Raw genomic sequence first — 20,973 nt, 5'->3', positions numbered from 1 at the left:
TTCGTTCCAGATACTTGCTATTATAGCACGAATGGTAGTTCCTTGCATTTTCATACATTCACAATTAGGCTTATTAGAGGATGTTCAAAAAGTCCGGTAAAAATGACACGTCGAATTTCGTCGTTGGCTTGCTTTTCCGCTCCTCATGTACTTTTTATGTACACTCCGGTGCTCAAAGCCACGCCGCCTAGAACTTCTCGGTCCTTTTTATCCTCCTTTTTGAACACGCACTAAAAGAAAGGCATTACAACCAACCCAATTGATTAACAATGCTTTGTGCATAAATCATTATTATATACAAAGGAAGATTAAAATGAAACAAAAACCACTTGCCTATCGAATGCGGCCCGCACATATTGAAGAGATAATCGGCCAGGAACACTTAGTTGGTGAGGGGAAAATTCTACGACGCATGATTGATGCCAAACGGCTTGCCTCCATGATTTTATTTGGCCCTCCAGGCACCGGAAAGACATCGATGGCAGTAGCATTAGCCAAAACACTTGGTATCCGGGTTAAAATGCTCAATGCGGTGGTCGACAAAAAGAAAGATATGGAAATTGTTGTTGAGGAAGCAAAAATGTCCGGGCAAATTGTACTCGTGTTAGATGAGGTCCATCGCTTGGACAAGGCGAAGCAGGACTTTCTGCTGCCACACGTGGAGAACAACCTGATCACGTTAATCGGTTGTACAACAAGTAACCCATATCACTCGATCAATCCGGCGATACGTAGCCGCTGCCACCTATTTGAAGTCCATGGGCTGACCATTGAAAACATTAAAACAGCCATTAAACGGGCGATTATCGATAAACAAAACGGACTTGGAGATCAGAATATCGAATTGACCGATGATGCAGTCGAACACTTTGCTTTTGCCGCCAATGGAGATATGCGGTCAGCATTAAACGGACTGGAACTGGCTGTTGCCTCGACACCAAAAGATAATGATGGAAAAATCATTATTACACTTGCAATTGCGGAAGAATGCATGCAGAAAAAAAGTTTTTCCCATGATAAGGATGGGGATGCCCATTATGATGTCTTGTCAGCCTTTCAGAAATCCATTAGAGGTAGTGATGTCAATGCCGCGTTGCATTATTTAGGAAGACTAATCGAAGCTGGTGATTTGGACAGTATTGCCAGAAGGATGATTGTCTGCGCCTATGAAGACATTGGACTTGCAAATCCGCAGGCGGGACCCCGCGCAGTTGCGGCAGTACAAGCAGCCGAACGATTAGGTTTTCCGGAAGCTCGTATCCCGCTTGCGGTAGCCATTACAGAATTGGCATTATCACCGAAATCAAACACGGCCTACGAAGCCATGGATGCTGCTCTAAGTGATATCCATAATGGTAAAAGTGGTGAGATCCCGCTTCATTTAAAGGACGCACATTATCAAGGTGCCAAAACTATCGGCCGCGGCGTAGCGTACAAATATCCGCATCACTATGAAAACAGCTGGGTCAAGCAACAATATTTACCTGATTCAATTAAAAAAAGGCAGTACTACAAGCCAAAAGGGTCAGGTAAATTTGAACAGGCATTAAAACAAGTATATGAAAAAATTCAGGCAGCAAATAATACAAACTAGTCACGTATATTTCCTTTTTCAACCGGTCATAATAGTTACTAGATAATCAATCTATGGAATTATGATGATATCTCGTGAATCGAAAAAGGAGATGAATGATATTGGTTAAGGTTAGACAGGATGCATGGTCACATGAGGATGATCTATTATTAGCGGAAACCGTATTACGGCATATCAGGGAAGGCAGCACCCAGCTTAACGCATTTGAAGAAGTTGGGGATAAATTAAATCGTACATCGGCAGCATGCGGGTTTCGTTGGAATGCCGAGGTAAGAAGGAAATATGATCATGCTATTGATTTGGCAAAAAGACAACGAAAAGAAAAGAAACGGGCAATAGCACAAAGCTTACCGAAGTCTAGAAAAACAGCAATTTCATTACCGCAGCCAAACAAAGAGAGACCGGTTGTAACGGAAACTAGTTCAGATAGTGTTCCAGCGAATACATCCGCACTTACTTTAGATATGGTGATCCAATACCTGAATGAGGTAAAAAAAGACTATCATGCTTCCAATCAATCAAAACAAAGCTTGGAAGCTATGCAAGAGGAAAACGCCAGGTTAAACGAACAGGTGGATGAATTGGAACAGAAGTTGGCACAAACCGAGAAACAGCTGGCAACTATTCAGGAGGATTATCAAGTGTTTATGCAAATTATGGATCGCGCTAGAAAAATGACTGTTTTTGAAGATCAGGGTAATATGAAGCCACCCGCATTTAGGATGGACAAAAATGGTAATTTGCAACAAATTGCCCAAAGTTCCAATCAATAAAAAACTCTTCCCTACAGGAAGAGTTTTTTATTGATTGTTAACTATGTAAGATCAATCCCAATGTGCCGTTTAATTCCTGGTTTTGATCCCGCTCTACGCAGGTGGGTGCTCTGTTCCATACATTGTACGTCCCCGCTTCATGTAAGTAGAGGCATGCACGCAACATGGAAACCTGCAAGCTCCCGGTTATATTAATGTTCGGTCAAAACAATATACCAAACGTACACATCAGGATTGACCAACAAACCTAATTGTTTGTAAAAATAATAATATCATAAGGAGTTAACTTTTTCAATATTTAAGAATATGAAAAATTAATTACTTTTGTTTCGATATCACAACAATTTACTTTAATCTTCATATTTCTTCTGTAGTTGAATAGAGAGCTCATCTAATTGGTTTGTACTTACCTCACTTGGCGCTTCCGTTAATAAGTCGGAAGCAGATGCTGTTTTTGGAAATAAAATCGTATCCCGCATATTTGTCCATCCTGCGAGCAGCATAATAATCCGGTCTAATCCAAGTGCGATTCCACCATGGGGAGGTGCGCCATATTCCAGGGCATCAAGTAAAAAGCCAAATTGCTCTTCCGCTTTTTCTTTACTAAATCCCAACACCTCAAACATTTTATCCTGCTGTTCGCGTTTATAATTACGGAGGGATCCGCCACCAAGCTCATAACCGTTTAATACAATGTCATAGGCGATTGCCCGAACATTTCCGGGATCAGACGTTAACTTATCCCAGTCCGCTTCTTGCGGCATCGTAAATGGATGATGGGCTGCAGAATATCTTTCCGTATCCTCATCGTACTCCAGAAGTGGCCAGTCTGTCACCCACAAGAAATTAAATTGCGTTTCATCGATTAAGTTCAATTCCTTGCCCAGCTTCAATCGTAATGCACCAAGACTGTCATAAACAATGCTTGTCTTATCAGCGCAAAATAACAGTAAGTCCCCTTCAGTCGCTTCTGCCCGATTGATTAGATTTTGTTTTTCAGCATCAGATAAAAATTTGGCAATTGGTCCTTTGACTCCATCGTTTTCCAGCTTGAGCCAGGCTAATCCTTTGGCATTATAGATCTTGGCAAATTCAGTCAGTTTATCAATATCTTTTCTGGAAAAATTGTTTGCCTGCTGCTTTACATTTAACAAACATACTTTTCCCCCATTGGCAATTGCCTGCTTGAAAACACCAAAAGAGGAATCCTGAACAATATCAGATACATGAATCAATTCCATCGCAAATCTTGTATCTGGCTTATCCGAGCCATAACGCTGCATTGCTTCATCATAAGATAAACGGGGAAAAGGCAACGAAACGTCCAGACCTTTTACTTCCTTCATTACTTTTTTCATCATTCGCTCGGTCATTTCCATAATTTCGTCACTTGACATAAATGATGTTTCAATATCAATTTGCGTGAACTCCGGCTGCCGGTCCGCACGTAGATCCTCATCACGAAAACAGCGGGCAATTTGATAATATTTTTCAAACCCGGACATCATGATTAATTGTTTGAACAACTGTGGTGATTGCGGCAAAGCATAAAATTCGCCTGGATGTACCCTGCTTGGTACTAAATAATCTCGAGCCCCCTCTGGTGTACTCTTGGTTAAAATAGGTGTCTCCATTTCCAAAAAACCTTCATCGTTCAAAAAGTTCCTTACTGTCTGAGTTGTCTGATGCCTTAGCTTAAAAGTCTTTTGCAATGTATTCCTGCGTAAATCCAAATACCGATACTTCAGGCGTAAATCCTCACTCACATCTGTCTCATCCTGAATCATAAATGGTGGGTTTTTCGCCTTATTTAGCACAACCAGGCTGGAGGCAAGGACCTCAATATGCCCGGTTGCCATCGCCTCATTTACCGTTGATTCATCCCGTTTTACTACTTTTCCTGTTATTTCAACTACATATTCATTACGTACATCCTCTGCAACGGCGAGTGCATCCTGAGAAACTGCGGGATTGAACACAACCTGAACAATACCTGAACGATCCCGTAAGTCAATAAAGATTAAACCACCCAGATCCCGTCGTTTTTGTACCCAGCCTTTCAATAAAATATCAAAATTTATATGCTTCTCTGTTAATGTACCTGCTTGAACCCGTTCATGCATTAGTTACTTCCTCCCTCAAGCAAATCTTTCATTTCGTCAGCTAACCGGGAAAGTGCAATTTCTTGTTGATCACCGGTTTTCATTGTTTTAACCGTTATCACCTGCTTTGCCAATTCTTCTTCTCCAAGAATCAGAACAAATTTTGCGTGCAACCTGTCAGCAGATTTTAATTGTGCTTTCATTTTTCGCCCTTGATAATCCTGATCCACCTGGATTCCTTGTTTCCTTAGCTCATGAGCAAGTGAAACTGCCTGTTTTTTAGGCTGATCCCCAACCGCAACAAGATAACAATCCAAATCATTATCAATGGGAATCTCGATGTGTTCCGCCTCCATCGCCAGCAGCAATCGCTCAAGCCCCATACCGAAACCAATTCCCGGTGTATCAGGTCCGCCTAATTCCTCGGTAAGGCCGTTATATCTGCCGCCACCACATAATGTTGTAATCGCACCAAATCCTTCTGCATCACTCATAATTTCAAATGCAGTATGATTGTAATAATCCAATCCGCGAACAAGATTTTTATCAACCGTGTATGAAATTCCCATTCTTGTTAAGTAGTCTTTCAACTGTTCAAAATAAGTTGCCGACTCCTCATTTAAATAATCAAGTATGGACGGGGCTGTTTTCATTGCCGGGTGATCCCGATCTTTCTTACAGTCCAGAATGCGTAATGGATTTTGGGTCAGGCGTGTTTGACAATCTGTGCAAAGTTCATCCTTATGTGGTGTGAAATGATCAACTAACGCTTGTCGATAATGATCGCGACTCTCCTTATCCCCTAAACTATTGATAACCAGCTTAAGCGATGTTAATCCAAGCTCCTGGTAACAAGTCATGGCCAGTGATATCACCTCGGCATCAACTGCTGGATCAGCACTGCCAAGTACCTCTACACCAAATTGATTTAATTGCCGCATCCGACCTTGCTGTGGCCGTTCATAACGAAACATTTGCATAAAATAAAATAATTTTACCGGTTGGATTGCTGAACCATATAGTTTGTGCTCAACAAATGCTCGTACGACTGCTGCTGTACCCTCCGGACGTAAAGTGATACTTCGCCCGCCCCGGTCAAGAAACGTATACATTTCTTTTTGCACAATATCGGTAGTATCACCAACCCCGCGTTGGAATACCTCGGTATGTTCAAATAATGGCGTACGAATTTCCTCATAATGGAATCGATCACAAATGTTTTTGATTACCTTTTCAACGTATTGCCATTTCTTTGCATCTTCAGGAAGAATATCGTTTGTTCCCCTCGGTGCTTTCATACTCATGGTTATACCTCCAAATCCTGACATAATATAAAAACCCCCGTCCCTAAATAAAAGGGACGAGAGCTAACCCGCGTTGCCACCCTGATTGATGCAAACCTATGCATCCACCTTTCACAGTTAACGCCTGCAAAACGTCCATACCTACTAAATAAATCCTGTCTTTTCACCATATATCAATTTTATATCATATTTGGCCGAACGGATTTATTCATTTCGATACCGAACCTAAGGAATGTCTTTCATTGGACCATCATGTAAAAATGCTTTCAGCCACTGGCATTTTCTCTCTGTTCACCTGGTTTTCAATTACTCTTTCCCTCGAGCGGTGTGTATTAATTAGAAATTGTCCGTAAATCACGAATTCATGCTCCGATATTGTTTCGAATGATTATAATCATAAGCGGTGTGAAATAGAAAGTCAAGCGCGAATGATCTTCTTCTTTAACATTTTTACCTCACCTAGTGAAATTCCCAACTCCTGGGCTATTTCCAGATGGTTCAAACTATTCTCCAACTCCATGAACCGATGAAGATCCACTCCATATATATCTTTGTTCTGTTGTGCATTCCAATGCTTATCGGCATATCGCATACTCATTCCTCCTGCAATTAGTTTTGCCGATTAATGCATTTTTTATGAATGAAAATGGCATACTAACAGCTTAAACAAGGAGGAATCTACTTGCGCACTTGGTTAAAGCTTGTGTTTTGTTTTGGAATTGTTTGCGGTTTAGCCTTTATTATTTATTTTTATCGAATAGAAACAAGCAAACAAGAAACTGACATGAATACCAATGAGCCATCACCGAAAATCACAAACGATAATCCTTCACAGACAGATGAACGAATGAGGAACAAAACGATCGTAATTGATGCGGGTCATGGCGGAACGGATACGGGGGCTATTAGTACTTCCGGAGTTTTTGAAAAAGACCTGACATATGAAACTGCCTCATTATTAAAAAAGATCCTAACTACAATAGGTGCAGACGTTATCATGACCAGGGAACATGATGATTATATAACGTTGGCAACCCGGGCGAATCTTGCCAATATGAATGAAACAGATGCTTTCATCAGCATTCATTATAACAGTGTACAAGAGTTGCCTGAAGTAACAGGGATTAGTACTTTTTATTATGATAAAGCAAACAAACAGCTGGCTGAAGTAGTACAAACAAACATTATTGGGGAAACAAAGGCGAATGACCGAGGAATTTCCTTTGCTGACTTTCAGGTCCTTAGGGATAACATAAAACCTGCCATTCTTTTGGAACTAGGGTTTTTATCCAATCAAGAAACAGAACAAAAGCTCCTGGACAAAAACTACCAGCAGCTGATGGTTGACGGAATCACGAAAGGATTACTTACATTTTTCTCAAAAGAACACGCAACCGATTGATCCTTGAGCAAAGGAATAGCGTTACCACCATCATCCCTTTGCTACCTGTCTTTGCTATCAATAATCATGGTTACAGGGCCGGGGTTGGTAAATGATACATCCATCATTGCACCAAATTGACCAGTGGCAACGAGAACACCTTCTGCACCTGCAAGCTCATTAAAATAATGATATAGCTCGTTTGCCTGATCCGGTTTTGCCGCTTGCATGAAATTAGGTCTTCTTCCCTTTCTCGTATCTCCGTATAAGGTAAATTGGGATATCGACAGTAACCCGCCGGAAACATCCTTTAGCGATTTATTCATTTTTCCATCTTCATCTTCAAAGATACGCATATGAACAATTTTACGAACGAGATATTCAGCATCTGCCTTTGTGTCCCCGTGGGTCACCCCCAGGAAAACGACCAACCCTTCTTTTATTTCGCCAATTATTTCTCTATTCACCGAGACACTCGCTCGATGTGCCAGTTGAACTACAGCCTTCAACGATTGTGCTCCCCCTTTTGCAAAGATGTTCCAAAAGTCCGACCTGGAACACTTTACTTCACCTATTGTAATGTTCGAGTCACTGTATAAATATCTTTGATTTGTTTAATTCGTTCGACAATTTTCCGTAAATGAGCTGTATTATGGACCAAAATGGTAATGGTAAAGTTAGCTATTTTGTTGCGGTCTGAGCCACCATTAACCTGTGTAATATTGGTTTTTGTTTCATTGATTGCCTGTAATACTTCATTTAACAAGCCTCGTCGATCATATCCGGATATCTCCAAATCCACATGATACTGCTTTTTGTCTACCTGATGATTTTCCCATTCCACATGCAAGTAACGTTGTTTCGCTTCCTCTGTCTGTACATTGGGACAATCTGCACGATGAACAGAGACACCGCGACCTTTCGTAATATAACCGACTATCGGATCACCCGGAACCGGATTACAGCATTTGGACAACCGCACTAAGACATTATCGACGCCTTCTACCTTGACACCTGAATCCCGTTTGCGTGCAGGCTTCTTCTGGTTTACATCCGCTTTCACCTCTTCAAGTGTCTGCGAAAGTTCCTGCTCCTTTTGTTTTTCTTTCCGCAGTTTATCCGTCAGCCGTGTTGCAATGAGTGCTGCCGTTATCCCCTGATAACCAACTGCAGCATACATATCATCTTCATTCGCGAAATTAAATTTTTCAAAAACACGTTGAAGATTTTCTGTTGTTAATACATCCTTTGGCTCATACGACAATGCCTTAATTTCTTTGGCAACTAATTCTTTTCCTTTGGCAATATTTTCATCCCGGCGTTGCTTTTTAAAAAACTGTTTGATTTTGTTTTTAGCCTGCGATGTTTGGGTAACCTTTAGCCAGTCTTGTGAAGGTCCATAGGAATGTTTCGAAGTCATCACTTCAACAATGTCGCCGTTTTTTAGCTGATAATCAAGCGGCTCCATTTTCCCGTTAACCTTTGCACCAATTGTCTGGTTGCCGATTTCTGTATGGATTTTATAGGCAAAATCCAGCGGAACAGAACCAGATGGCAATTCAATAACGTCTCCTTTTGGGGTAAAAACATATACCATGTCCGAAAACAAATCGACCTTTAAGGATTCCATGAACTCCTCGGCATCATGCGCTTCATTTTGCCACTCGAGAATTTCCCGGAACCAGGTTAATTTTTTTTCAAATGACTGTTTATTTTTGTTTACCTGTTTGCCTTCCTTATAGGCCCAATGTGCAGCAATACCATATTCAGCTATTTCGTGCATTTCTTTCGTTCGTATTTGTACTTCCAACGGATCTCCTTTTGGCCCGATAACCGTTGTGTGTAATGACTGATATAGATTTGGCTTGGGCATGGCAATGTAATCTTTGAATCTGCCCGGCATAGGTTTCCAACAGGTATGAATAATACCCAATACTGCATAACAATCCTTAATACTATTTACAATGATACGGACGGCAAGCAAATCATAAATTTCGTTAAATTGTTTGTTTTGTTTAACCATTTTTCGGTAAATACTATACAGGTGTTTGGGTCTGCCGGAAATATTCGCTTTAATATGCACATCCTCCAGCTGTTCATTCACCTCATCCATTACTTCTTTGACATACTTTTCACGTTCGTCTCTTTTTTGCCGCATTAATTGAACGATCCGATAATATTGCTGCGGATTTAAGTAACGTAAAGCAGTATCTTCCAGCTCCCACTTAATGGTAGATATTCCTAATCGATGGGCCAACGGTGCGAAAATTTCCAGCGTTTCATTCGAGATACGACGCTGTTTTTCCGGTTTTAAATGCTTTAATGTCCGCATATTATGCAGCCGATCCGCCAATTTGATTAGAATAACACGTATATCCTTTGCCATGGCTACGAACATTTTACGGTGATTTTCGGCTTGAAGTGCTTCTTTTGATTTATATTTTATTTTGCCAAGCTTCGTTACACCATCAACAAGCATGGCGACTTCATGATTGAACGCTTCTTCAATTTGATCAAGCGTAATCGTTGTATCCTCTACCACATCGTGCAAAAACCCACCGGCAATCGTTTCCGGATCCATTTCCAAACCAACAAGGATCCCAGCAACCTGAACCGGGTGAATAATATACGGCTCCCCTGACTTGCGAAATTGGCCCCGATGCGCCTCGTATGCAAATTCGTATGCACGGCGGATGAACGCAATATCTTCTTCATCAAGATACTTTTCCGCTTCACTTATCACATTCTCCACTGTCATTATTGTTTCTTTTGCCATGTAATCACCTTTATTCGCTGCTTTAGCATTCTTTTTAGAGGTTGTATAAAGGGGGAACTTCCGCTAAACCGGCCGCGTCCTGTGTCCTGTACAAGCCCTCCTTTTTGAACACGAGCTATAAATTAAGAAGTCTGACGAAAATGTATAACAATCGCCAGACCTATTATATCTTCAAAAACACCTATCAATATTCCATCAAAGTCAAAACTTCATAGCCGGTAAGCTTATCCCGTCCATTTAAATAGGTAAGTTCAACTAAAAAGGCACAGCCTACAACAACCCCGCCAAGTTCTTCAACTAATTTAATCGTTGCTTCTATTGTACCACCAGTGGCAAGTAGATCATCTGTTATTAATACACGCTGTCCTGGTTCAATGGCATCTTTATGGATGGTCAGAACATTTTTACCGTATTCCAGCCCATAGTCCACCTTAATCACTTCACGTGGCAGCTTTCCTTCCTTTCGAACAGGTGCAAATCCAACCCCCAAGGCATACGAAACCGGACAACCGATAATAAATCCTCTTGCTTCCGGACCAACTACAAGATCGATAGCCTTTTCTTTTGCAAAGTTCACAATCTCATCCGTAGCAGCTTTAAATGCGTCACCATTAGCCATCAATGGGGTAATATCTTTAAATTGAACGCCAGCCTTTGGCCAGTCTTCCACTATTTTAATATAGTTTTTATAATCCATGGGTTACTTCTTCCTTCCTGCTCGCTTCGGTATCATTCATCCATAATGAAAACCACTTTTTTAATGTTGGATAATTGGAATAGTATAAGGTCTTTTCAATATCAGCTTGTCTTAATCGCTCCTGAAAAACTTTTGAATCTTGTAAATCACGTTTAACAGGGCTTGTATTTACCCGAATAACTCCATTCTCTATTTTAACAAATCCCAACTCAAAAAACACCTTTGACATAAAAATAATGCGATCCTTCGTCCATCCTCTTGCCTGCATCAACATCTCCAGCTGTTGATGCAAATCAATCGACTTATGAATAAGGATTTGTTTATAAAACCATTTGAAATCATCTCTAGACGGAAATACTTGCATATACTTACTATTTTCCACATAGAAACAGGCATGTATACGTGAGGGTTGCGTTCGCTTAATTAATTCCTCAAGCTGTTCTAAACTTGGTGGAAGATCGAATAGATATAAAGATTTTACCTGAGATACAATTGAAAGGTCCGTTTCGTAGCTGATTGTCTTGATTTGTTCCGGAATGCGTTCGGACTTTGCTTCACATACCACTAAATCAGTATTCGGATCAGGATCGTATTGTAAAATAGAAACATCTTTTTTTCCGCGATGATCAAACAGCTGCCATTCATCAATTCGTAAATCCTGGATTACCATTTGTGGTTTTCGGATGCCATTCCATTCATTAATTCCTAACTCGCCAACGAGCGATACAGCAGTTTGCGATGAGATTTTCGGGAATAATCCCCCCAGACCAAACCCAATTCCATCCAGTTGTCCGGTAGCATCCCGAAACTGCAATTTTAAATGTGCTTGATTATTTCCCAGCTGGCGAATGTCTGTCGGTATATGTTTTATATGAAAAACAGGTTTTGGATTAGCCATACCAAACGGCGCGAGTTGGCTGATTTCTGTTATCAGAGACTCATTAACTTCGGCTATATTTACTGTTTTGTTCACTACGATTTCCTGCTTAAAATCATCTTCAGTTAATTCCCGTTGGATGCATTCATTCAATCCATCGGTTAATTTAGTGACATTCATCATTGGCAACGTCATACCAGCTGCTTGGGAATGACCGCCAAAATGTGTAAATAGTTCCCGGTACCTCATGCAATTTCGGAAAAGATCAAAGGCAGGTATACTTCGTGCAGAGCCTTTTGCCGATTCTTGTTCCGGGTTTATTGCCAACACGATTGCCGGACGGTCATATTTTTGCACCAATCTGGAGGCTACTATCCCCAAGACACCTTCATTCCAGCCCTCTTTGGCAACAACAATCACACCTTCACGGGATTTTGGGGAAATCATATCCTCTGCTTCCTTGACAATTTCGGCAACAACTTTCTTTCGTTGTTTGTTTAACGCTTCTACCATTTCTGCCAACTCTGCTGCCTCATTCAAATCATCATAGAGCAATAACTGAACTGCTAAGCCGGCATCTTGCATGCGTCCAACAGCATTAAGGCGTGGTCCAATTAAAAAGCCAATATCATCTTCGGTTACGATTCCTTCTATGTTACAAATCTTTTTTAGTGCTTTTAATCCAGGTCGCTTTGTTTTTGTTAGCTTTTGCAAACCGTGGAATGTCAATATGCGATTTTCGTCAATCAACGGAACCAAGTCGGCAACGGTTCCAATTGCCACAAGATCCAATAATTGTTCGGGAAAATAACCTAATAGCTGTTCAGCAAATTTAAAAGCAACACCAACCCCGGCAAGCTCTGAAAAAACATAATCAGGTGAACACTTTGGATGAACGATGGCAAACGCATCCGGTAGTGTTTCCTGTGGTTCGTGATGGTCCGTGATAATTAAGTCTATCCCCAGCTCTTTTGCAACATCCGCTTCATGAACGGCCGCTATTCCATTATCGACCGTTATGATCAAACGAAAGCCATTTGTGTATGCCTTTTGAAAGGCTGCTTCATTCGGTCCATATCCTTCCGTGAACCGGTTGGGAATATAATAATCGCAGTTCGCACCAAGTGTTTGTAAAGCTAATAATAATACGGCGGTCGAGCTGACACCATCCGCATCATAATCCCCATAGACAAGGATTGGTTCTTGTTGTTCAATCGCTGTATGTACACGGGCACAAGCCCTTTCAATTGATGCCAGATAGCTAGGATTGTGTAATTTTGCCAGGCTGGGAGATAAGAAATCAACCGCTTGATCGGTAGTTGTTATTCCGCGTTGTATTAAAAGATCTCTTATTATCGGTGATACTGTTAACCTATCGTCTTCTAATTGTGACGATTCCTCTGTTGTCGTAAACTTCCACTTTTTACTACTTGATAGCATACTTTCACCCCTGACTAGCCTATTATACACAAATCATGTCAGGAGTGGCAATCAGAAAAGTGTAAACCTCTTGTCAGCGCGTTGAATTATTTGGGTTATCTTTATTGCTGTTCGCTGACTGTTGTTTATCATACTGATGACGCAACTTATCAGCCAATCCATGTTTCTGCAATAATTGCTTCATTTCCCGATTCTCTGCTTTTAGTGACCGGGCTTCCCGCTGCAATCGAAATAATCGGATCGCCCCAACAGCGGCAGTAATAATGCCCCCCATCAAAACGGAAAATAATATAACCAGAATAAGCGGTGCCGAGCCTGACCAAAACAGATAATTTACCTCAACCGTATCAACATTGGTCACCGCAAATATAGCTACAATGATCACAACAACAATTGCCAAAATTACATAAGTTTGTCCACGCATAATGCTCCTCCTTATGTCATGTTTATTACCCTGATTTATTAGCAAACAAACCCTTGTTACCAAAATGTAACAAGGGTTTGGATCGTTATTTTTGATATTAAACCTGCGGTCCCTCTGTACGTTTTTTCTTTGCAAACACAACTGGTTTTTTCTTCAGCATTTTACCGCGCCATACCAACCAGAGTTGGGAGGCCAGGAACAAGGACGAATACGTACCTATAATCAGTCCAACTGCCAGGGCAATTCCAAATCCTCTAATCGATTCAGCACCTAAAAACAAGAACGCCAACACAGCAATCAATGTCGTAAGTGACGTGTTGATACTACGCGTCATTGTTTGTACTAAACTTCGGTTGACAATTTTGGCAAGTTCTCCAAACGATTTGACCCGCTTTTTATTTCGGATATTTTCTCTGATCCGGTCAAAGGTAACAATCGTATCATTTATGGAATATCCAATAATGGTCAGAACCGCCGCAACAATTGTCGCATCAAATTCAAGCCTGGTAAAACTGAAGAATGCCAGGATGAAAAATACATCGTGGAGCAACGCAATAATGGCAGTAATCGCAAAGAAAAATTCGAATCGGAACGCCACATAAATAATCATGCCGATCGAAGCAACTGCGAGTGCTTTTAATGCATTCTTAACCAGTTCCTGCCCGACAATTGGCGATACCACACTAACACTAGGATCTTCACCATACTTGTCATTGGCATAATCTTTTAAGTCGGCGATTTTGTCTTTATTAAGAACCGTATCGTAACGGATAACCGCAACATTATTGTTATCCCCGGAAATAACCGGTTTTTCCTTAGGTTTAATGTCCAGCTCATCCAGATCTTTGACAATTTCATCCGCTGATAGCGAATGATCACTCATAATCTGCACTCTTGAACCACTGGTAAAATCAATTCCCGGATTTAACTTGAAAATAGCAAGTGCGATAACACCGAGTATGACCATCAATGTCGATGCAATAAAGAATTTTTTTCGGTGTTTAACCGGATTGATTTCCCGGCGAAACAGCGTTGGCTCAACCTCGGTCCGATCCCGGATATCCCGAATATCTTTTTTCTTCACGCCGAACCAGCCTGGACGATTTTTCAGGAACTTTGATTTAATCCAAAGTTGCAGCAAAAGTCTTGAACCATAAACGGCGGTAAGGAAACTAACCAGAATACTGAGAATCAGCATGGTCGCAAACCCTTTTATCGAGCTTGTCCCAAAAATAAACAGTACAGCAGCTGCCAGGATTGTTGTGATGTTGGCATCAAGAATGGACGGCAATGAGTTGCTTGTCCCTGCTTTAAATGCGGATTGTAATGATTTCCCATCCCGCATTTCTTCTTTTATGCGTTCGAACGTGATTACATTCGCATCAACAGCCATTCCAACGCCAAGGATTAGTGCGGCAATCCCCGGTAATGTCAATGTACCATGCAACAGCTCAAAGAATAATAAAATGAGATAAATATAGATACTTAAATTAATGGATGCAATCAGACCCGGAAAACGGTAAACAACGATCATGAATAAGAAGACCGCAGCTATACCAATTATTCCCGCAAACACTGTGTTATTTAGTGCTTGCTGCCCAAATTGCGCACCAACGGATGTAGAATATTTTTCCGTTAAATTAACCGGTAGTGATCCTGAATTAATTACATCCGCCAAACGCTGCGCGGAATCAACCGTAAAATTTCCACTGATCATTACATTGGTTGTATTTAGTGTTTGTGATACTTGTGGAGCGGAAATGTATTTCGGATCATCTTTTTGATTTTCCTCGGCAAATGAATCACCTTTTTGATAATCCATCCAGATAACAAGCAAATTATCGGCATAAGGTGTATCTGGATCATTCATATCCTTAATTTTACTCGTAACATCCGCAAATTTTTCGGCACTCTTTAACGACAATGTGACAATCGGCTGTTTTGTGTCCGGGTCAAAATCCTGTTTGGCGCTGCCTTCTTTTACATCAGCACCATTTAGTAGTTCTTTGTCATTTACATCCCTGAAAGATAAACGGGCTGATGTAGCTAGTAACTCCCTTGCCTCATTTTGATCTTTAACCCCGGCAAGCTGAACCCGGATCCGATTTGGCTCCTCAATATCGATGTTCGCTTCACTAATACCAAGACGATCCACCCGCTCAGTCAGTGTACGAACAGTAGCCTCAAGTAATTGCCGATCTACCTTTTGATGTTCATTAACCGGATGCACATCATACAAGACCTCAAAGCCGCCCTGCAGATCCAGTCCCAAATTTATTTTCTTGGTAATTCCTGTTATCGTTGTCCCAATCAATCCCGCGAACAAGAGGATGATTAGAAAAAAGGCAACGATTCTGCCTCTGTTTTTCATCTACTAGATTGCCTCCCTTTATATCGGTAGCGCGTTTTAAACCTGATAAACTGCATTAATCTGTTTCATTCCCATCGCCCGTTAATGCCGCAATGGATGCTGCTAAATCATCATCCTGATACGCTTCAAGTGTTAAATAACTCATATATACATTTGATGCAAGGTGAAAAATATCATTCGTCACCTCATATAAACGTTTGGTTGGGTTTCCTTTCCAAACCTTTTTTACCAAGCAATCCCAAATGTCATCATTGGTTGCCTGCATATACCCCATTAGCCTTAACTCACTCGTCTTGCTATCCAATGCAGGCTTGATGTGTGATTTCCATTGTTCCACACGTTGCACCTTTTCCACACTGTTCCCTCCTGTTATCGGGATATACCTGTCGAAAGAAAAAATCAGCTGCAAGGTAATTTCTGACCCTATGTAATCATCAATAACAAATAATATCTTACACCGTTTCACCACAAGATGTAAATCTTGTCATGCTTGGCCAACTTCATAGCATATATATCATTGTATACGAAAATTTATTTTTTGAGAAGGCAGGCCGTACAAAATGACCAAACAATCATTTCTACAAGGAACATTAATATTAATTATGGCTGGTATGATTACCCGTTTTCTCGGATTTATCAATCGCATGGTACTTGCACGATTTCTGGGCGAGGAAGGTGTAGGCATTTATATGATGGCACTGCCAACCCTCTTTCTCGTCATGACCCTGACCCAATTAGGCTTGCCTGTTGCAATTTCCAAACGTGTGGCCGAAGCAGAAGCCAAAAATGATCGTGTGAAGGTTAAAAAAATCCTGACCGTATCGTTAATCGTAACTGCGGTATCCAGTATTGTTTTTACCATAGGTATGATTGCTTTTTCACCATTTGTCGCTTCCTTAACCGATAAACGAACGTTATATCCATTGATTGCAATCAGTCCAATTATCCCAATCACCGCTGTCTCTGCAGTGCTTAAAGGGTACTTCCAAGGGAAACAAAACATGAAACCGCAAAGCTATGCCCTGGTCATCGAACAGGTTGTCAGGATCACCAGTGTTGCTTTATTCATTAAACTGCTGCTGCCTTATGGGATTGAATACGCAGCAGCCGGCGCCATGTTTAGTGTTATTCTCGGCGAATTTGTATCTTTGCTCGTGATGATCCAAATTTTCAAGCGTAAAAAAACGATCAAGATTCGCTATCGATTTTTCACGTATCTAAAGGCTAGTAAACATACACTAAAAGAATTATTTTCGATTGCCTTGCCTAGTACAGGCAGTCGTTTAATTGGTTCTTTCTCCAATTTTTTGGAACCAATCCTGGTCGCACAAAGTTTGGCTATCGCGGGAATATCAAGCAGTCTGGCAACAAAGCAGTATGGTGAACTAACCGGATTCGCCTTGCCATTACTATTTTTGCCAACATTTATTACCAATTCCTTATCGATTGCCCTTGTTCCATCGATATCTGAGGCGGACGCAAAAAGACATGACCGATTAATTCATTACCGAATCCACCAATCCATTCGTATTTCCTTTGCTTCCGGGGCACTTGCCACCATTATACTAACACTTTTTTCCGTACCTATATTAACATATATGTATGGAACCGGAAATGCAAGCAAATTCTTAGTACTTATGGCCCCTTTTTATTTACTGCTTTACATCCAGGCACCATTACAATCTGCATTACAGGCCCTTGATTTGGCCAGGCCAGCCATGTGGAACAGTTTGATTGGTGCAGCCTGTAAATTTACCGTACTGATTTTGTTGGCATCCAATCCGAATTTCGGAATTATGGGAGTAGCAATCGCCATGTCAGCGAGTGTTGTATTGGTAACCTTGCTGCATTTGGTATCCCTTAACAAGGCGATTCGTTATGCAATCCCTTTTAAAGATGTGATAAAAATGATTGTTTTGCTTGTAACTACTTGGTTTATAGGGGAATTTTTCAAAGCAATCTATCAACATATGGATCCAAATATCCTGATTTTCTTTTTGATGTTGTTCGTTATCGGCTGTTTATATATTGTTCTGTTGTTTGTCCTAAGGTTTATTACCAGAGAAGAATTGAAGCAGCTTCCGATTATTCAAAAGTGGGTTTAATCTCTGGACAGTGTCAAAAGCATCTGGGGCAACACAGGGTACAGACCAGTCATTTGAAATTTTTCAGTCTATTTTCTGTCCAGGCGAATAAAATGACAGTAAGTGGACAATCAAGGGAGGGAAGAATTTATGAGAGGAAAACAGCTTACCGCATTACTGTATGGCTGGATCGTTATCCTCGGTCTTATTTTGTTAACGAGTTTTGTTTTGGGACTTCTGCTCCGATTTACCAGCATGAATGAAACGACACTATCCTGGGCCAGCTTAATCATCGGACTTATTGCATTATTCATCGGTGGTATTGTCGCCGGCGTAAAAAGCAAAAAAAAGGGTTGGATTATCGGAACAGTAACAGGGTTGGGTTTTACCCTATTTATCTTTCTTGTACAATATTTAGGTTTCCAGCAAACATTTTCATTGGAACAGACCCTGCACCACCTGGGATTTATTGTTGCAGCCCTTTTTGGTGGTGTTATCGGAGTAAATGTAGCAGGGCAGGAAAGCAATTAAACTCATACCATTTAACCCAAAAGAGGAACAGGCAATGCCTGTTCCTCTTTTTCTATGTAAAATAACTTTTTGCAGCATAAGCAACAGACCTTTTATGATTTGCAAATTCATACGAAGTCTGCTGCTTTTCCTTTATTAGTCCGCCTTTGTTTCGCGAATCGCTGAACGGTCAAATGTCAATTTTGTTCCATCACCAGCTTGAATAACAATGAGATTTTCATCAATTTGGTGAATGGTACCATGAAATCCACCAATTGTTACAACATTATCTCCTTTTTTTAGGTCCGACTGCATTTGTCGTACTTGCTTTTGTCGCTTTTGCTGTGGACGAATAAGTAAAAAATAGAAGATAATAAACATTAAAATAATCGGTGATAATTGAATAAGCATGTCCATTATATATTCCTCCCTTCTTTAAAAATTTCTGGCATTCGGCTGGTTGAAACCATATTGTTCAAAGAATGCTTCTTTAAAGTCCAAAAGTCGATCGTCACGTATCGCTTCTCGTACTTTCTTCATTAATTCTAACAGAAAATATAAATTATGGTAAGTAGTAAGTCGAAATCCGAACGTTTCATTACATTTTATTAAATGTCGGATATAACTTCGCGAATAATTTTGACACACATGACAATCGCAATTTTCATCAATTGGCCCAAAATCACGGGCATATTTGGCATTTCTTACAACAAGTCGCCCGTTAGATGTCATGCATGTCCCATTCCTGGCAATTCTCGTTGGTAATACGCAATCAAACATGTCCACACCACGGATGGCGCCATCGATGAGCGAATCCGGTGATCCTACTCCCATCAAGTATCTTGGTTTATTTGTTGGTAGAAGTGGAGCGGTAAATTCGAGCATCTCGTTCATAACCTCTTTCGGTTCCCCTACCGAAAGACCCCCAATTGCATACCCCGGAAAATCCAATGATGCCAAATCTGCTGCGCTTTGTTTGCGTAAATTCTTATATTCCCCACCTTGAACAATCCCGAATAGTCCCTGATTTTCCACATTACGGTGGGCATGCAAACAACGCTCTGCCCAACGCGATGTGCGTTCAACAGATGCTTTCATATATTCATACGTTGCAGGATACGGCGGGCACTCATCAAATGCCATCATAATATCTGACCCTAGCTTATTCTGGATGTCGATTGATTTTTCCGGAGATAAAAATAGTTTCTCTCCATTTAGATGATTACGAAAATGCACACCTTCCTCTTTAATATCGCGTATATCACTTAAACTAAAAACCTGGAAACCGCCGGAATCTGTCAGGATCGGTTTATCCCAGTTCATAAATCTGTGCAGTCCACCTGCTTCCTGAATGATATCCTCCCCCGGTCTAAGCCATAAATGGTACGTGTTGGAAAGAATGATCCTGGCATTCATTCCGGTTAATTCTTCCGGGCTCATCGTCTTAACCGTCGCGAGGGTACCTACTGGCATAAATATTGGTGTATCAAATGAACCGTGTGGTGTATGCACTTTTCCAAGTCTGGCACCTGATTGTTTACACGTCTTAATTAATTCATATGTTATTGCAGTCATGTTATTCGTCCTTCGCAGTATACTTAAATAATGAACATGGCGTCACCGAAACTAAAGAATCGATAGCGCTTTTCAACGGCTTCGTGATATGCAGCTAAAATCGTCTTGCGATCAGCCAAGGCACTAACCATCATGATCAGGGTTGATTTTGGCAAATGGAAGTTGGTGATCAACCCATCAATAGCCTTAAATTCGTATGGCGGATAAATAAAAATATCAGTCCACCCGCTTGCCTCCACAAACCCACCGTGGTCGCGGACAATCGTTTCCAGTGTACGCGTTGATGTCGTACCCACAGATATAATGCGACCGCCATGGTTTTTGACATCTGTTAAGGTTTTTGCGGTTTCTTTTGACATATGATAAAACTCTGAATGCATTTTATGCTCATCAATTTTATCAACACTAACGGGGCGAAATGTTCCCAGACCAACGTGCAAGGTAATAAAGGCAATGGTTACCCCCATCTGCCGTATCTCATCCAGCAATTCCGTGGTAAAATGCAATCCCGCTGTTGGCGCCGCCGCTGATCCTTCTTCTTTGGCGTAAACCGTCTGGTAGCGTTCCTTTTCTGGAAGCTGTTGTTTAATATACGGCGGCAACGGCATCTCACCAAGTTCATCCAACACTTCATAAAAAATACCATCATAGTCAAATTGCATGATTCGCCCACCATGGTCGAGAATGTCCAAACATGTCGCTGTCAATTTTCCATCCCCAAAAACAAGCTTTGTCCCCTGTTTAATTTTTTTGGCAGGTTTAGCTAGTACTTCCCAGTTATCTTGTTCCTGTTGATGCAAAAGCAGAATTTCGACTTTTGCCCCTGTATCTTCTTTGATACCATAAAGTCTGGCAGGCATTACCCGTGTATCATTTAACACAAGGCAATCCCCTTGATGCAAATATTGTTTAATATCCGTAAAATGTTTATGTTCCATTGTTTTAGCTTCCCGATTTAATACCAATAGCCTTGATGCGGACCGGTCTTTCAATGGAGTTTGTGCAATTAATTCTTCCGGTAAATCAAAATCAAAATCTTCTATATCCATGTTCAAAATCTCCTTG

Annotated in this window: 18 protein-coding genes, 1 other RNA gene and 1 other annotated feature; of the genes, 5 read left to right on the top strand and 14 right to left on the bottom strand. The window is 40.9% G+C overall.

All coding sequences use genetic code 11. The features are described 5' to 3' along the window. Positions 1-313 precede the first annotated feature (313 nt). Together O2S85_RS07860 and O2S85_RS07855 are read left to right on the top strand one after the other, a co-directional pair. Entirely contained in the window at positions 314-1,594 is a 1,281-nt protein-coding gene (locus O2S85_RS07860) for a replication-associated recombination protein A (protein ID WP_269412111.1), read from the top strand. Between the two features lie 101 nt (positions 1,595-1,695). Beyond that, entirely contained in the window at positions 1,696-2,367 is a 672-nt protein-coding gene (locus tag O2S85_RS07855) for an RsfA family transcriptional regulator (RefSeq protein ID WP_269412110.1), read from the top strand. Positions 2,368-2,417: 50 nt separating this feature from the next. On the opposite strand, the gene ssrS is transcribed toward O2S85_RS07855, so the two are convergent. The 4 genes from ssrS to O2S85_RS07835 all read right to left on the bottom strand — a co-directional run bounded on the left by ssrS (position 2,418) and on the right by O2S85_RS07835 (position 6,365). Next, positions 2,418-2,605, bottom strand: a non-coding RNA gene (ssrS, locus tag O2S85_RS07850) — 6S RNA. Between the two features lie 112 nt (positions 2,606-2,717). Further along, a complete protein-coding gene (gene aspS, locus O2S85_RS07845; RefSeq protein WP_269412109.1) occupies positions 2,718-4,490 on the bottom strand; it encodes an aspartate--tRNA ligase in 1,773 nt (590 codons plus the stop codon). Beyond that, positions 4,490-5,773, bottom strand: a complete 1,284-nt coding sequence (gene hisS, locus O2S85_RS07840) for a histidine--tRNA ligase (RefSeq protein ID WP_269412108.1) — start codon at positions 5,771-5,773, stop codon at positions 4,490-4,492. The genes aspS and hisS overlap by 1 nt, the downstream gene beginning before the upstream one ends. A gap of 49 nt (positions 5,774-5,822) precedes the next feature. Further along, positions 5,823-6,105 (bottom strand) — a binding site (T-box leader). Between the two features lie 86 nt (positions 6,106-6,191). Continuing rightward, positions 6,192-6,365, bottom strand: a complete 174-nt coding sequence (locus tag O2S85_RS07835; protein WP_269412107.1) for a sigma factor-like helix-turn-helix DNA-binding protein — start codon at positions 6,363-6,365, stop codon at positions 6,192-6,194. A 90-nt stretch (positions 6,366-6,455) separates the two neighbouring features. Between O2S85_RS07835 and O2S85_RS07830 the strand changes: the two genes are divergently transcribed. Continuing rightward, positions 6,456-7,175, top strand: a complete 720-nt coding sequence (locus tag O2S85_RS07830; protein ID WP_269412106.1) for an N-acetylmuramoyl-L-alanine amidase family protein — start codon at positions 6,456-6,458, stop codon at positions 7,173-7,175. 41 nt (positions 7,176-7,216) lie between these two features. On the opposite strand, the gene dtd is transcribed toward O2S85_RS07830, so the two are convergent. The 7 genes from dtd to O2S85_RS07795 form a co-directional block, all read right to left on the bottom strand. After that, positions 7,217-7,663 carry a D-aminoacyl-tRNA deacylase gene (gene dtd, locus O2S85_RS07825; protein ID WP_269412105.1) on the bottom strand — a complete coding sequence of 149 codons (447 nt, stop codon included), beginning with the start codon at positions 7,661-7,663 and terminating at the stop codon, positions 7,217-7,219. A gap of 62 nt (positions 7,664-7,725) precedes the next feature. Then, entirely contained in the window at positions 7,726-9,930 is a 2,205-nt protein-coding gene (locus tag O2S85_RS07820) for a RelA/SpoT family protein (protein WP_269412104.1), read from the bottom strand. Between the two features lie 184 nt (positions 9,931-10,114). After that, complete coding sequence (locus O2S85_RS07815; RefSeq protein ID WP_269412103.1) at positions 10,115-10,627, bottom strand: adenine phosphoribosyltransferase; 513 nt, start codon at positions 10,625-10,627, stop codon at positions 10,115-10,117. Continuing rightward, positions 10,617-12,944: a single-stranded-DNA-specific exonuclease RecJ gene (gene recJ, locus O2S85_RS07810; protein ID WP_269412102.1), complete on the bottom strand. Its 2,328-nt coding sequence runs from the start codon at positions 12,942-12,944 to the stop codon at positions 10,617-10,619. Before recJ ends, O2S85_RS07815 begins: the two co-directional genes overlap by 11 nt. A gap of 73 nt (positions 12,945-13,017) precedes the next feature. Next, entirely contained in the window at positions 13,018-13,368 is a 351-nt protein-coding gene (locus tag O2S85_RS07805) for a LapA family protein (protein ID WP_269412101.1), read from the bottom strand. Positions 13,369-13,465: 97 nt separating this feature from the next. After that, positions 13,466-15,739, bottom strand: coding sequence for a protein translocase subunit SecDF (secDF, locus tag O2S85_RS07800; RefSeq protein WP_269412100.1), 2,274 nt, complete (start codon positions 15,737-15,739; stop codon positions 13,466-13,468). A 55-nt stretch (positions 15,740-15,794) separates the two neighbouring features. Next, a complete protein-coding gene (locus O2S85_RS07795) occupies positions 15,795-16,094 on the bottom strand; it encodes a post-transcriptional regulator (RefSeq protein WP_269412099.1) in 300 nt (99 codons plus the stop codon). A gap of 205 nt (positions 16,095-16,299) precedes the next feature. Between O2S85_RS07795 and spoVB the strand changes: the two genes are divergently transcribed. Further along, complete coding sequence (gene spoVB / locus O2S85_RS07790) at positions 16,300-17,844, top strand: stage V sporulation protein B (protein ID WP_269412098.1); 1,545 nt, start codon at positions 16,300-16,302, stop codon at positions 17,842-17,844. A gap of 129 nt (positions 17,845-17,973) precedes the next feature. Next, positions 17,974-18,354 (top strand): TIGR04086 family membrane protein, encoded by a 381-nt coding sequence (locus O2S85_RS07785; protein ID WP_269412097.1) that lies wholly within the window; start codon positions 17,974-17,976, stop codon positions 18,352-18,354. Positions 18,355-18,489: 135 nt separating this feature from the next. On the opposite strand, the gene yajC is transcribed toward O2S85_RS07785, so the two are convergent. From yajC to queA, 3 genes are read right to left on the bottom strand one after another with little or no spacing between them, the layout of a single operon-like run. Then, positions 18,490-18,750: a preprotein translocase subunit YajC gene (gene yajC / locus O2S85_RS07780; RefSeq protein ID WP_269412096.1), complete on the bottom strand. Its 261-nt coding sequence runs from the start codon at positions 18,748-18,750 to the stop codon at positions 18,490-18,492. Positions 18,751-18,768: 18 nt separating this feature from the next. Then, entirely contained in the window at positions 18,769-19,908 is a 1,140-nt protein-coding gene (tgt, locus tag O2S85_RS07775; RefSeq protein ID WP_269412095.1) for a tRNA guanosine(34) transglycosylase Tgt, read from the bottom strand. Positions 19,909-19,931: 23 nt separating this feature from the next. Further along, positions 19,932-20,957, bottom strand: a complete 1,026-nt coding sequence (queA, locus tag O2S85_RS07770; protein WP_269412094.1) for a tRNA preQ1(34) S-adenosylmethionine ribosyltransferase-isomerase QueA — start codon at positions 20,955-20,957, stop codon at positions 19,932-19,934. Between the last annotated feature and the right edge of the window lie 16 nt (positions 20,958-20,973).

The organism is Lentibacillus daqui, from assembly GCF_027186265.1.
Taxonomy (GTDB): Bacteria; Bacillota; Bacilli; order Bacillales; family Amphibacillaceae; genus Lentibacillus_C; species Lentibacillus_C daqui.
This window is presented reverse-complemented; position numbering and strand designations above follow the sequence as displayed.